The organism is Microbacterium sp. BH-3-3-3 (assembly GCF_001792815.1).
Taxonomy (GTDB): Bacteria; Actinomycetota; Actinomycetes; order Actinomycetales; family Microbacteriaceae; genus Microbacterium.
Window position 1 is genome coordinate 217,356 of the sequence record NZ_CP017674.1, and the last position, 12,586, is coordinate 229,941.

Here is a 12,586-nt window from a genome sequence, read left to right on the forward strand (position 1 = left end):
CGACCGACGCGAATCTTCCCCCCACCGGGGTCGCGGCCTACCCTTTCGGGCATGTGCCGCAACATCGTTCCCCTGCACAACTTCACCCCACCCGCCACCGACGACGAGTGCCACGACGCCGCGCTGCAGTTCGTGCGCAAGATCGTGGGCACGACGAAGCCTTCACGGGCCAATCAGGAGGTGTTCGATCGCGCGGTGGGCGAGGTCGCGGCATCCGTTCGCCACCTGCTCGACGAACTCGTGACGAACGCCCCGCCGAAAGTGCGCGAGGACGAGGCCGCCAAACGGCAGGCACGCTCGGCGGAGCGCTACGAGGCGATCCGGGTGTTCCAGGCGCAGAAGCGCAGCGAGCGGGCCGGCTGAGCCCCCGCCTGTCGGCGGAACGCGACGACGCCCGCCCCCCGCGAAGCGGTGGGGACGGGCGTCGACGAATCGGGCTCAGACGAATTCGGTATGACGGCGACGACGCGCGCGCAGGTACGCACCGGTGGCGAGCAGGCCCACCGCGAGGACCGCTGCGCCGAGGGGGAGTGCCGCGCCGGTCGACGCGAGCGGACCACCGTTGCCCGCTGCTCCGCCACCACCGCCGGCACCGGCTGACGACGACGGGGTCGGGCTCGGGGCGATGGGGGGAACCGGTGCGGCAGCGGCCGAGACGGTCACCGTCGCGGTCTTCGTCACGCCCGTCTGCGCACCGCGCACGGCGATCTCGAACGCGCCCTCGGTGGTCGGGGCGGTCATCTCGAAGCGCGCCGCACCGCGCAGGGCGTCGCGCTGGCCGAGAGCCGTGGAGTCCCCGGCGGAACCGACCAGTTGCCAGTCAGCCGAGAAGCCCTCGGCGGACACCGTGATCGAGTCTCCGGGGCGCACCTCGGCCGGCACCGAGATCGACGCGTTCGCACTGAGCGAGGCGAGATCGGGTGAGAGGGCGAGACCGTTCGCCGCGGTGAAGAACAGGTCGGTCTGGTCGGTCAGGCCCACGACGTTCGCCGCCCCGGGGCCGTAGCCCGCGATGCGCACCTGAGCGCCGGTGTGCTGCTGCGACTCGCCGAGCGCCGACGTGCCGTACGCCACGATCATCGGCTGGCCGTCGGCCGTCAGCAGGTGGGTGTTCAGGCCGGGGATCGCCGAACCGACGATCTGGCTCGTGTGCGCGTGGTCGGCGGTCACCACGACCAGGGTGTCACCCTGGGTGCGGGCGAAGTCCAGCGCGACCTGAACGGCCTCGTCGAGGTCGACGGTCTCGCCGATCTGACCGCAGGCGTTCGCGGCGTGATCCTGCTTGTCGATGCTCGCGCCCTCCACCTGCAGGAAGAAGCCGTCGTCGCCGTCGAGCAGGTCGATCGCCTTGGAGGTCAGGGATGCCAGCGACAAGCCGGTCGCCAGACGCTCGGGGTTCTCGGCGCACGACGTCGGGGCGGGCAGCTCTCCACCCGCGGTGAGGTCGGTCGCCTCCGGTCCCGACCAGCGCACCGGGAAGTTCCCCTCGGTGAACAGGCCCAGCAGCGGCTGGTCGGCGTCCGCGACGGTGACGGCGTCGAGAGCCGCCGCGTCGTCGACGAGCGTGTACCCGCGGTCCTCCGCCTGGGCGAAGAGCGTCTCGCCCTCCCACGGACCGGCTTTCGCGGTCTGCGCGAAGCTCGCCGAGCCTCCACCGAGGGTGACGTCGGGACGCACGTTCAGCAGCTGCTCGCTGATCGAGCCGAGCCCGCCGTTCTCCAACGCCTCCGTCGCACAGTTCTCCGACGTCTGGTCGGGACCGTAGCATCCGCGCGCCGAGATGTGCGAGATCTGCGCGCCGGGGGTGGCATCCTGGATCTCCGCCGTCGAGACGTTGCCGGTCTTCAGACCGTTCGCCTTCGCGATCTCGAGCAGGGTCGACTGCGCCGTGTTCTGGTAGTCGACGCTCAGCCGACCGTTGACCGTCTTCGTCCCGGTCGCCCAGGCGCTGGCCGTCGACGCCGACTCAGACGCGTAGTTCGGCTGCCCCTCCTCGTTGACCGAGTAGGTCGTGTACTGCCCAGTCAGCGGGAGGGCGTCGATCCCGGCGAAGCGTCCGCCCGCGCCTTCCGCGTAGTTGCGCGCCACGGTGATCTCGGAATCACCCATCCCATCGCCGATGAGCAGGATGACGTTCTTGGCCGGCCCGTCGACGAGCGACGCACGAAGCGCCTCGGTCATGTCACCGTCGTTCCGAGCGGCGCCGCCGTGCTCGGTGATGTCGCCGGGGGTGGAGGCGAGGGCCGGAACGGCCACGAGCGCCACGGAGGTCGAGGCGGTCAGCGCCACCGCAACGGCCGCGACGGCCGTTCGGAGACGCCGGGAAGTACGTGAGTGCATGGGGGATCCTTCGTCGTGTCGGTGCGGTCGTCGATCGCGCATTCAGCCCACCGGTGCGAGGACACCTCCGCACCATGCTCAGATGAAGATCAGGTGTCCAGACGGTAGTCACTCGTCCGCCGACCCCGATCGGAGGGGTGCGCCCGCCTAGGCTCGGGCACGATGACCATCGCCGTCTCGCCTCCCCCCGGCCGACGCGCCGTCGGGCGCGGCATCCGGCTGATGCTCGCGCTGTTCCTCGTGTTCAGCGCGTGGGCGACGACGCACGTCGACGACGGCGTCGGCGATCACGAGGGCACCGCTCATACGGCCTTCACGGTCGGGTCCCTGATGAACGTCGACGACGCGCCGACCGCCGGAGTCGTTCCTCCCGTCGAGGCCGACGCGACAAGCGTCATGGCCGTGGACGGCACGACGGCAGTCGTGCTCGCTGCCGTCGACGCCGTCGCCCGCGCGACGGTCTCGACGGTGAGCGCCGACACGAGGGCGGAACCGTCTCTCGATCCGCCGCCGCCGCGGCATCCGCTCCTTCTCCACACCATCTCCCGCACCTGAGTCCCGACACCCCGCCGCTCGCCGGCGGGTCGCGGTCGTCCGCCGACGACCGATCGTGTCGGAAACCAGGATCGGGAGATTCACCGTGTCAGCTGCCGCCCACACCCACCGCAGCGCCCGCTCGACGTCGCGGGGTCGCCGCCATGTGAGATCGCTCGCCGATGATGTCGCCCACCTCATCGAGCGCGCCGAGCCCGCCCGCCGGCCCGCCGCCCGGGACACGGTCGAACGCCACGCCTACGGCGGGGGCGCGGCGGAGGTGATCACGGTCCTGTCCGAGCGGACCCCAGCTCCAGCGCGGGCCCGCCCGCACGGCATCCGGATCGAGCAGACCGTCGAGATCGATCGTCCCCCCGTCGTGGACGACGATCTGCGCGCCCGCCTGCAGGGCGCCCAGACGACCTCGCTGCTGCTCGTGGGCGGGTCCGGTTGGGGCAAGACGACGCTCGCGCGGTGGCTGGCCCACCGCCGTGGCCGGCCGCTCGCGACGCTCGACCTCGCGACCACGGGGGACCGTTCGGCCGCGTCCCTCGCCGGTGAGATCCGACGGGGGACCACCGCCGGGATGACCCTCTTCATCGACAACGCCCATCTCCGCGGGCCGGCCGCCCTCTCGCTCCTCGTCGGCGTGGCCCCCGAGCCCTGGACGGTGGTGGCTTCGGAGGCACCGGATGCCGCCCACCTCGTCGATCAGGTCGTCACGCTCGAGCTCCCCGACATCGCCGCCATCGAAGCGCTTCTGCGCACCGACGTGTGCGATGTCGACGCGCGGACGGGTCGCGTTCTCGCGGCGCTGAGCCTGGGGGAGACCCCGGCGTCGATCGTGCGCGGAATCGAAAGAGCTCGACGCTTCTCGTCGATGACCGAGGTCAGCGTCCCCGATGCGCTGCGCGCGGTGACGCTGGAGAGGTTCTCGACGTGGTCGCCCCGCCGGCGGAGCGATGCCGCCCTCGCGCTCCTTCGGCTCGGGGATCTCAGTCAGCGCGCCGTGAGCGCGGTGACCGGGGTGAGCCGGGACACGTTGCGTCGCCGGGGCGCGGCCTGAGGGTCGGCAGGCGACGGGTCGAGCGCAGGAGTGCAAACGACGACGCCCGCCCCCGCGCAGCGGCGGGGACGGGCGTCGACGTGATGCGGGCGATCAGACCCCGAAGTACAGCTCGTACTCGAAGGGGTGCGGACGCTGGGCCATCGGCTGGATCTCGTTCTCGATCTTGTACTCGATCCAGGTCTCGATGAGCTCCTCGGTGAAGACGCCACCGGCGAGCAGGAACTCGTGGTCGGCACGGAGGGCCTCGAGCGAGTCGAGCAGCGAGTTCGGAACCTGCGGGATGTTCTTCGCCTCTTCGGCGGGAAGCTCGTACAGGTCCTTGTCCACGGGCTCGTGCGGCTCGATGCGGTTCTTGATGCCGTCGAGGCCCGCCATGAGCTGCGCCGCGAAGGCGAGGTACGGGTTGCCCGAGGCGTCGGGCGCACGGAACTCGATGCGCTTGGCCTTGGGGTTGGTGCCCGTGATCGGGATGCGGATGGCCGCGGAGCGGTTACCGGCCGAGTACACCAGGTTGACCGGCGCCTCGAAGCCCTTCACCAGACGGTGGTAGCTGTTGAGGGTCGGGTTGGTGAACGCGAGCACTGCGGGGGCGTGCGCCAGCAGGCCACCGATGTACCAACGAGCGACGTCGGACAGGCCGCCGTAGCCGGCCTCGTCGTAGAACAGCGGCTTGCCGTCGAGCCAGAGCGACTGGTGCGTGTGCATGCCCGAGCCGTTGTCGCCGAACAGCGGCTTCGGCATGAAGGTGGCGACCTTGCCCCACTCTTCGGCGGTGTTCTTGACGATGTACTTGAACTTCAGGATGTCGTCGGCGGAGTGGACCATCGTGTCGAAGCGATAGTTGATCTCCTGCTGACCGCCCGTGCCGACCTCGTGGTGCGAGCGCTCGAGCACGAAGCCCGCGTCGATCAGCTTGAGGGTGATGTCATCGCGCAGATCGGCGGTCTTGTCGACCGGCGAAACCGGGAAGTAGCCGCCCTTGTACGGGGTCTTGTTGGCGAGGTTGCCGCCCTCTTCGACGCGACCGGTGTTCCAGGCGCCTTCCTCGGAGTCCACCGAGTAGAAGCTCGAGTTCTGCTTCACCTCGAAGCGGACGTCGTCGAAGATGTAGAACTCGGCCTCGGGGGCGAAGAACGCGGTGTCGGCGATGCCGGTGGAGGCGAGGTACTTCTCGGCCTTCTTGGCGACCTGACGGGGGTCCTTGCCGTAGATCTCGCCGTTACGCGGGTTGTAGATGTCGAAGACCATGATGAGGGTCTTCGCCTCGCGGAACGGGTCGAGGTATGCCGTCGTCACGTCCGGGATGAGCTGCATGTCGGACTCGTGGATGTTCGCGAACCCGCGGATCGACGAGCCATCGAACAGCTGTCCGACGGTGAAGAACTCCTCGTCGACGGTCGAGGCGGGGATGTTGAAGTGCTGCTGCACACCAGGAAGATCCGTGAAACGGATGTCGAGGAACTTGACGTCCTCGTCCTGGATGAAGGTGAGCACCTCGGACGAATCTTTGAACATGAAGACTCCAGAGGTAGAACATTCGGGATCGGCGGGCTTCGCCCAGCCTCCTCGACCATACCCAGAACCGGTGTCCCGGTCATATCTCGCATGTTTCGAGCATGTTACGCGGTGCCGATTACGCTGGGTCCGTGAGCGTCCCTGCCGAGAACGACTATCCGGGCCAGCGGCTCGGCCTTCCCCGCGAGGGTCGCGGTTCGATCGCCCGTCCGGGGCGCCGGATCGCGGCGCTGCTGATCGATGTGGCCACCGCGGGGCTGATCGGATTCGCCTTCTTTTCGACGCCCGATGCCGTCACCGGCGTCCCGTTCGCGAACCCGGTCGCGTCGAACCTCATCTTTTTCATCGCGCAGATCCTCTTCATTCCGCTGATCGGCGGCAGCCCCGGGCACCGACTCCTAGGAATGCGTCTGGAATTGGCATCCGGGGGATGGGTGGGCCTCTGGCGCCCGATCGTGCGCACGGTGCTGCTGGCGCTGATCATCCCGGCCGTCGTGTGGGATTCCGACCAGCGCGGCCTGCACGACAAGGCCGTCGGCACGATCCTCGTCCGCAGCTGACATGAGAAAGGCCCCCGCCGCGGCGGGGGCCTTTCTCATGAGGGTCAGCGCGGACGCGGGGAGCGCATCTTCGTCGGGTCGACACCCTTCGGGATCGGAAGCGACGTCAGTCCCGGCGAGACCGACGATATGCGCTTGATGACGGCCGCCATCGTGGCGCGGTCGACCTTCTTGGGCAGACCCTTGATGGCGGAGGCGAGCTTGGCGATCTCGACCTCGTCTTCACCGTGTCCGACGTAGAACACCGTCACGGGAACGCCGGAGGCGACGCGCTGCACACGGCCTCGCTCCTCGCCGACCAGGCGCGTGAGGCGGCTGCGCGCACCCTCACCGATGAGAACCACTCCACCGCGGCCCACGGCGCGGTACAGCGCCTCCTGGGTGCGGGGGTTCACGCCGACCGGGGTGTCCGAGGCCTGCCAGTGACGTCCGAGCGACGACGACAGCACGTGACCGGTGGCACCGGGCATGCCGTCGATCTTCTTGTACATGGCCGTCGTCGACAGGCGGGTCATCGTGATCATGGATGCCAGGACGCCGGCGAGCAGACCGGTGAAGCCCCACAGGATGACGCTCCACACCGCGAGCGGCGGGATGAGGAATCCGATGACGACGCCGAAGGCGATGCCCACCAGAACGATGCCGGCCAGCAGGAACGGCAGCCAGCGGTACTCCTTCTGCGTGAAGGTGTACAGGGTGCGGAGCTGCGAGAAGAATCCCGGACGCTTCTCGGGCGTGGAAGTGCGAGCGGCCATAGGAACGATCTTATCTTCGCCTTCGGCTCGCCCTTCCTCCCCAGGGGCCTGATTCGTCGGATCGTCCCCGATTCGGCGTTCTTCCTGCTCCCCGCGCCCGCCTGGTCGAGCACCATCGGGGCATGAGCAGCTCCGCCGCATCCGTCCTCGTCGAACCGTTCGGCGCCTACCTGCAGCGGCGTGCCCGCAGCTCCGTCGACGTCTCGCCGGGTGAGGCGGTCACCGCCGCCGTGGGACTTCTCCGCGGATGCCGCCGGGTGGAGCCCCCCGCACACCTCGTGCGGTGGTGGCTGAGCGCCACCGGGCGACCCTCCGCGGTCTTCGACGACGGCGGAGCAGATCCGATCGCCGCCACGGCCGAGAGCCTTTCGGAGCTGGCTGCGGTGATCCCCGACGCTCCGACCCGTCAGCTCGTGCAGTCCGCTCGCGAGAGCGTGCTGACCCGACCACCCCGCGAGTGGGAGGCGGTGGAACGACGGCTGTTCCGCCACGCGTCGCCGTTGCCGCTGATCCTGGGCCCTCTGGCTCCCGTGGACCGGCCCGCGGAGGCCGTGACCACGCTCCCGACGAAGGCCGGAGGCATCCTCGCCCTCGTCGACGCCGACCTCTCGGATGCCGTGTGGGCAGCCGTGCGCGATCTCGCGCAACGCTGGAGAGGCTCGCGGCCCCTGCGTCTCACGGTCGTGGGGGTGTGCGCCGCGGCGCTGGTCCTCGGCGTCTCCATACTGATGCCCTCCGGAGACGGCGGATCGGGATCGACCTCCGTCGTCCCCGGCGCCGCCGTCAGCGCCGCCGCGACACCCGCCGCGGCCGCTGCGCCCACCGTCGATTCCCGCGTACCCCTGTCGGACGACGTGGCAGAGAACGCCCGCATCACCCTTGAGCGCGCGGCGCAGTGTCAGGCCGACACGGACTGCGAGAGCGAGACGTGGGAACACGGCAGCCCGCGGGGCGACGCGCTGATCCCCGTGACGGACGCGACCGCCGTGCAGATGGTGGACGACTTCGGAGGAGTGAGCGTCGTGCGCGTCTCCGACAGCAGCAGCGCCCAGTACGTCACCCTCGTGCGCAGAAACGACAGATGGCTGGTCCGGACCGTCAAGACGATCACGGACCAGCCATCATGAGCCGGTGTTCAGCGGTGTCAGATGCCGAGGTCGCCCTCGAACTGCGCAGCCTCGAGGCGCGCCTTGACGGCGCCGAGGAAGCGGGCGGCGTCAGCACCGTCGATGATGCGGTGGTCGTACGACAGCGCGAGGTAGACGTAGGAGCGCACCGCGAAGGCGTCCTTGCCGTCGACCGACACCACGCCGGGCTTCTTCACGACGGCACCGAGGCCGAGGATCGCCGACTGCGGCAGGAACACGATGGGCGTGTCGAACAGCGCCCCACGCGAACCGGTGTTGGTCAGCGTGAACGTGCCGCCGGCGAGCTCGTCGGGCTTCAGCTTGTTGTCGCGCGTGCGGGCAGCCAGGTCGGCGATCTCGCGAGCGAGCTCGGCGATGTTCTTCTCACCGGCGTCCTTGATGACGGGCGTGAGCAGTCCGCGCTCGGTGTCGACCGCGATCGACACGTTCTCGTGCGCCGGGTAGACGATCTCGTCGCCCTCGACGGTGGAGTTGATGATCGGGAACGCCTTGAGCGCCTCGACCGCAGCGATCGCGAAGAACGGCAGGAACGACAGCTTGTCGCCCGTCTTCTGCTGGAACTCGCCCTTCATGCGGTCGCGGAGCGAAGACAGCTTGGTGACGTCCACCTCGACCACGGTCGTGAGCTGCGCGGTCGCCTGCATCGACGCCACGGCACGCTCGGCGATGACCTTGCGCAGACGCGACATCTTCTGGGTGGTTCCGCGCAGCGGCGAGGCCTCGACGGGAGCCGGAGCGGCAGCAGGCGCGGCGGCGGGAGCTGCCGCGGGAGCGGCCTTGGCCGCCTCGGCAGCCTTGAGGACGTCTTCCTTGCGGATTCGTCCACCGACACCGCTGCCCTTGACCGAGGTCAGGTCGACGCCCTGCTGCTGGGCGAGGCGACGCACGAGCGGCGTCACGTACGTGACGTCGTCGTTCGACGACGCCGAGGCCTGCGGGGCAGGCTTCTCCGCGGCCGAAGCGGGCTTCTCGGCGGGCTTCTCCGCGGCGGGAGCGGGCTTCTCGGGCGCGGCGGGAGCCGGCTGCTCGGCGGGCTTCTCTTCGGCGGCGGGCTTCTCTTCGGCAGCGGGCTGCGCGGGGGCCTCGGGCTCCGCGGCCGGGGCGGCGCCGCTGCCGATGCGGGCGAGCGCCGCGCCGACGTTCACCGTCTCGTCTTCCTGCACCAGGATCTCCTGCAGCGTGCCGGCGACGGGGGAGGGGATCTCGGTGTCGACCTTGTCGGTCGAGATCTCGAGCAGCGGCTCGTCGACGGCGACGTCATCGCCGACCGCCTTCAGCCAACGGGTGACGGTGCCCTCGGTGACGCTCTCACCCAGTTCGGGGAGCTTCACCTCGGTCGAGTCTGCGGATGCGGCGGGCGCCGCCTCTGCGGCGGGCTGCTCGACGGCGGGTGCCGCGGCCGGCGCGGCCTCTTCGACGGGGGCCTGCTCAGGCTCGGCGGGGGCGGCCTCGGGAGCGTCGTCCGACGACGCGGAGCCGGAACCGTCGCCGATCTTGGCGAGGATGGCGCCGACCTCGACGGTCTCGTCTTCCTGGACCAGGATCTCCTCGATGACGCCCGAGACGGGCGACGGGATCTCGGTGTCGACCTTGTCGGTCGAGATCTCCAGCAGACCCTCGTCCTCCTGGACGGTGTCACCGACCTGCTTGAGCCAGCGGGTGACCGTTCCCTCGGTGACGCTCTCGCCGAGAGCGGGGAGGACGACGGAAGTGCTCATGGATATGTCTCCTTCGTACCGGATGCGGTACCTAGCTTAGTGACCGGTTTGTGGTCAGAGTGCGTGCAGGGGCTTGCCGGCGAGGGCCAGGAAGGCCTCGCCGAGCGCCTCGCTCTGGGTGGGGTGGGCGTGGATGAACGGTGCGATGTCTTCGGGATGCGCTTCCCAGCCGACGGCGAGCTGCGCTTCGGAGATCAATTCACCGACGCGGTCGCCCACCAGATGGGCGCCGACGACGGGCCCGTCCACGCGTCGGACGATCTTGACGATGCCCGACGTGCCGATGATCTCACTGCGCCCGTTGCCGGCGAGGTTGTACTCGTAGGCACGGACGGCCTCGGATCCGTAACGATCCTGCGCCTGCGCTTCGGTGAGGCCGACCGAGGCCACCTCGGGGTGCGAATAGGCGACCCGCGGCACGTCGACGTCGGGGACGAGAACCGGCGAGAGGCCCGCGATCTCCTCCGCGACGAAGATGCCCTGCTGGAACCCGCGATGGGCCAGCTGGAGGCCGGGGACGATGTCGCCGACCGCCCACACGTGCGCAGCCGCCGTGCGAAGGCGCTCATCGGTCGTGACGAACCCGCGGTCCAGCACGACGCCGGCCTCCTCGTAGCCGAGGCCAGCCGTGACGGGCCCGCGACCCACGGCGACCAGCACGTAGTCCGCAACGAGGTCGGAACCGTCGTCGAGCGTGACGGTGACCGCGTCGGAGGCCGAGGCGAGCGAGGTGAAACGCCGACCGAGCTGGAAGGCGATGCCGCGTTTGCGGAACGCGCGCTCCAGGGCTTTGCTCGAGGCCACGTCTTCAGCGGGGAGCAGGTGATCGAGCGCCTCGACGATCGTCACCTCGACGCCGAACGAGCGCCACACGCTCGCGAACTCGACGCCGATGACGCCCCCGCCGAGCACGACGACCCGCTCGGGGATCACGTCGAGGTCGAGAGCCTGCTCGCTCGTGAGCACGCGTCCGCCGATCTCGAGCCCCGGCAGGCTTCGGCTGTACGAGCCCGTCGCGAGAATGACGTCGGTTCCGCGGTACACGTCGTCGCCGACGCGGACGGCCGGACCCTCGACGAGCGTGCCCTCGCCGTGGACGACCCGGATCCCGCGCGCCGAGATGAGCCCCTCGAGGCCCTTGAACTTCTTCGCGACGATGCCCTCGCGATAGGCGCGCACGCGCAGCGGATCGATGCCCGCGAGGGTGACCTCGACACCGATGGATGCCGCGCCGCGCGCCGCGTCAGCGACCTCCGCGGCGTGCAGGAGCGCCTTCGTCGGAATGCACCCGCGGTGCAGGCACGTTCCGCCGAGCTTGTCCTTCTCGACGAGCACAACGTCCTTGCCGAGCTCGGCGAGGCGCAGGGCCGCGGCGTAACCGCCACTGCCTCCACCCAGCACGACGACGTCGGCGGTGACCTCGGTCATCGTGCGGCGTCCGAGGCGAGCATCTCGACCAGCGAACGGACCGTGGCGCCCGTGACGCCCTTGTCGGTGAACCCGAACGGCGCCGACTTGTTCATGCCCACACCGGCGATGTCGAGGTGCACCCAGGGGATGCGGGCGGCGTCGGCGGCGTCCGAGACGCGACCGACGAAGTGGCGCAAGAAGAGGCCGGCGAATAGCGACCCACCGGCGGGATCGCCGATCTTCGCGTTCTGCAGATCGGCGATGGGGGAGTCCAGGTCGTCGACCATGTGGTCGGGCAGCGGAAGCTGCCACGCGAGCTCGGCCACGCGGCCCGCGGCGGCGAGGTACGTGGCCACGGCCTCGTCGTCGCCCATCACGCCGGTGTGCCGGTTGCCGAGGGCCACGGTGATGGCCCCCGTCAGGGTCGCGACGTCGACGATGAGATCGGGGTTCTCGCGGCTGGCAGCAGCCAGACCGTCGGCGAGGACCAGACGGCCCTCGGCGTCGGTGTTCAGCACCTCGACCGTCGTGCCGTCGAGAGTGCGCAGCACGTCACCGGGGCGGATCGCGCGACCCGACGGCATGTTGTCGGCGATGCACAACCACGCACTCACGCGGACGGGCAGCTGCATCTCGGCCGCGGCCTTGAGGACGGCCAGAACGGTCGCGGCTCCGCACATGTCGTACTTCATGCCCACCATCGATGCCGGAGGCTTCAGCGACAGTCCACCGGTGTCGAAGGTGATCCCCTTGCCGACGAGCGCGACATGACGCTCGGCGCCGGCGGGGGAGTAATCGAGGCGCACCATGCGGGGCGGCCGGTCGGAACCCTGGCCGACGCCCAGGATGCCGCCGAAGCCGCCCTCGCGCAGGGCCACCTCGTCGAGCACCTCGACCTCGACTGGGAGGCCGGCGACGGCCTCGACGGCGGCGTCCGCGAAGTCGGCGGGCCCGAGCCATTCGGCGGGCGTGGTGACCAGGTCTTTGACCAGCGCCACGGCGCCGGAGATGGCGGACACCGCGGCCGTGTCGGCCTCGGAGGGAGCCTCGGCCGTCGAGACCGTCACGCGCGAGGCGCGCGGCTTCGGCGCCTTCTTCTTGTACGCGGCGAACCGGTAACCGCCGAGCGCCGCACCCTCGGCGAGGGCCCGCCAGGGCGCGGGCACCAGCGAGGCGACCGCGACGTGTTCGAAGCCCGTGAGCTGACGAAGGCCCGTGCCGGCCGCGTCGCGGAGCGCAGCGGCATCCGGCGTGGCACCGGCGCCGACGACCGCGATCGGCGTTGTCACACCGGGGACGTGCACGCGCTGGAACGATCCGACGGCGCCGGTGAAACCCACGGCCGAGAGAGCGGCACCGAGGCCGTCCCACCCGTCGGGATCGGGGGATCCCTCCGAAACGGTGGCGGCGATCAGCAGAATCGCGTCGGAGGGGATGTCACGGACGGGGGCGTCGGTATGCGCCACGGAGGGAAAGGGCATGGGCTCCATCCTAGGTTCGCGCGTGTTCGCTAGCAGCGGGACGCTCCGTCGCCCGG

At 70.0% G+C, this 12,586-nt stretch carries 11 protein-coding genes; 5 read left to right on the plus strand and 6 right to left on the minus strand.

What is annotated here, in order from left to right; all coding sequences use genetic code 11:
* Nucleotides 1-51: 51 nt before the first annotated feature.
* On the plus strand, nt 52-363 hold the full coding sequence (locus BJP65_RS01085) for a DUF2277 domain-containing protein (RefSeq protein WP_070407963.1): 312 nt from the start codon (nt 52-54) through the stop codon (nt 361-363).
* A 75-nt stretch (nt 364-438) separates the two neighbouring features.
* On the opposite strand, the gene phoA is transcribed toward BJP65_RS01085, so the two are convergent.
* Nucleotides 439-2,340 carry an alkaline phosphatase gene (gene phoA / locus BJP65_RS01090; protein ID WP_083285645.1) on the minus strand — a complete coding sequence of 634 codons (1,902 nt, stop codon included), beginning with the start codon at nt 2,338-2,340 and terminating at the stop codon, nt 439-441.
* Between the two features lie 162 nt (nt 2,341-2,502).
* On the opposite strand from phoA, the gene BJP65_RS01095 reads away from it, so the two are divergent.
* Nucleotides 2,503-2,895, plus strand: a complete 393-nt coding sequence (locus tag BJP65_RS01095; RefSeq protein WP_070407965.1) for a hypothetical protein — start codon at nt 2,503-2,505, stop codon at nt 2,893-2,895.
* 85 nt (nt 2,896-2,980) lie between these two features.
* A complete protein-coding gene (locus BJP65_RS01100) occupies nt 2,981-3,940 on the plus strand; it encodes a hypothetical protein (protein WP_156784782.1) in 960 nt (319 codons plus the stop codon).
* A gap of 93 nt (nt 3,941-4,033) precedes the next feature.
* Here BJP65_RS01100 and glnA read toward each other — a convergent pair whose 3' ends face one another.
* Nucleotides 4,034-5,458, minus strand: a complete 1,425-nt coding sequence (glnA, locus tag BJP65_RS01105; protein ID WP_055837159.1) for a type I glutamate--ammonia ligase — start codon at nt 5,456-5,458, stop codon at nt 4,034-4,036.
* Between the two features lie 101 nt (nt 5,459-5,559).
* Here glnA and BJP65_RS01110 point away from each other — a divergent pair, with 101 nt between their 5' ends.
* Nucleotides 5,560-6,018 carry an RDD family protein gene (locus BJP65_RS01110; RefSeq protein WP_070407967.1) on the plus strand — a complete coding sequence of 153 codons (459 nt, stop codon included), beginning with the start codon at nt 5,560-5,562 and terminating at the stop codon, nt 6,016-6,018.
* 44 nt (nt 6,019-6,062) lie between these two features.
* Here the strand turns inward: BJP65_RS01110 and BJP65_RS01115 are convergent, their stop codons facing one another.
* Nucleotides 6,063-6,773: a DUF4191 domain-containing protein gene (locus tag BJP65_RS01115; protein ID WP_070407968.1), complete on the minus strand. Its 711-nt coding sequence runs from the start codon at nt 6,771-6,773 to the stop codon at nt 6,063-6,065.
* Between the two features lie 122 nt (nt 6,774-6,895).
* Here BJP65_RS01115 and BJP65_RS01120 point away from each other — a divergent pair, with 122 nt between their 5' ends.
* Nucleotides 6,896-7,900: a hypothetical protein gene (locus tag BJP65_RS01120; protein ID WP_070407969.1), complete on the plus strand. Its 1,005-nt coding sequence runs from the start codon at nt 6,896-6,898 to the stop codon at nt 7,898-7,900.
* 17 nt (nt 7,901-7,917) lie between these two features.
* Here BJP65_RS01120 and sucB read toward each other — a convergent pair whose 3' ends face one another.
* From sucB to BJP65_RS01135, 3 genes are read right to left on the minus strand one after another with little or no spacing between them, the layout of a single operon-like run.
* Nucleotides 7,918-9,639, minus strand: a complete 1,722-nt coding sequence (sucB, locus tag BJP65_RS01125; RefSeq protein ID WP_070407970.1) for a 2-oxoglutarate dehydrogenase, E2 component, dihydrolipoamide succinyltransferase — start codon at nt 9,637-9,639, stop codon at nt 7,918-7,920.
* Nucleotides 9,640-9,693: 54 nt separating this feature from the next.
* Complete coding sequence (gene lpdA, locus BJP65_RS01130) at nt 9,694-11,067, minus strand: dihydrolipoyl dehydrogenase (protein WP_070407971.1); 1,374 nt, start codon at nt 11,065-11,067, stop codon at nt 9,694-9,696.
* Nucleotides 11,064-12,530: a leucyl aminopeptidase gene (locus tag BJP65_RS01135; RefSeq protein ID WP_070407972.1), complete on the minus strand. Its 1,467-nt coding sequence runs from the start codon at nt 12,528-12,530 to the stop codon at nt 11,064-11,066. The genes lpdA and BJP65_RS01135 overlap by 4 nt, the downstream gene beginning before the upstream one ends.
* Nucleotides 12,531-12,586 lie beyond the last annotated feature (56 nt).

Bases quoted from the DNA above. Each gene is read 5' to 3' on its own strand.
- sucB (WP_070407970.1), bottom strand. From the start codon at position 9,639: ATGAGCACTTCCGTCGTCCTCCCCGCTCTCGGCGAGAGCGTCACCGAG.
- BJP65_RS01135 (WP_070407972.1), bottom strand. From the start codon at position 12,530: ATGCCCTTTCCCTCCGTGGCGCATACCGACGCCCCCGTCCGTGACATC.
- phoA (WP_083285645.1), bottom strand. From the start codon at position 2,340: ATGCACTCACGTACTTCCCGGCGTCTCCGAACGGCCGTCGCGGCCGTT.
- glnA (WP_055837159.1), bottom strand. From the start codon at position 5,458: ATGTTCAAAGATTCGTCCGAGGTGCTCACCTTCATCCAGGACGAGGAC.
- BJP65_RS01095 (WP_070407965.1), top strand. From the start codon at position 2,503: ATGACCATCGCCGTCTCGCCTCCCCCCGGCCGACGCGCCGTCGGGCGC.
- BJP65_RS01115 (WP_070407968.1), bottom strand. From the start codon at position 6,773: ATGGCCGCTCGCACTTCCACGCCCGAGAAGCGTCCGGGATTCTTCTCG.
- lpdA (WP_070407971.1), bottom strand. From the start codon at position 11,067: ATGACCGAGGTCACCGCCGACGTCGTCGTGCTGGGTGGAGGCAGTGGC.
- BJP65_RS01120 (WP_070407969.1), top strand. From the start codon at position 6,896: ATGAGCAGCTCCGCCGCATCCGTCCTCGTCGAACCGTTCGGCGCCTAC.
- BJP65_RS01110 (WP_070407967.1), top strand. From the start codon at position 5,560: ATGTTACGCGGTGCCGATTACGCTGGGTCCGTGAGCGTCCCTGCCGAG.
- BJP65_RS01085 (WP_070407963.1), top strand. From the start codon at position 52: ATGTGCCGCAACATCGTTCCCCTGCACAACTTCACCCCACCCGCCACC.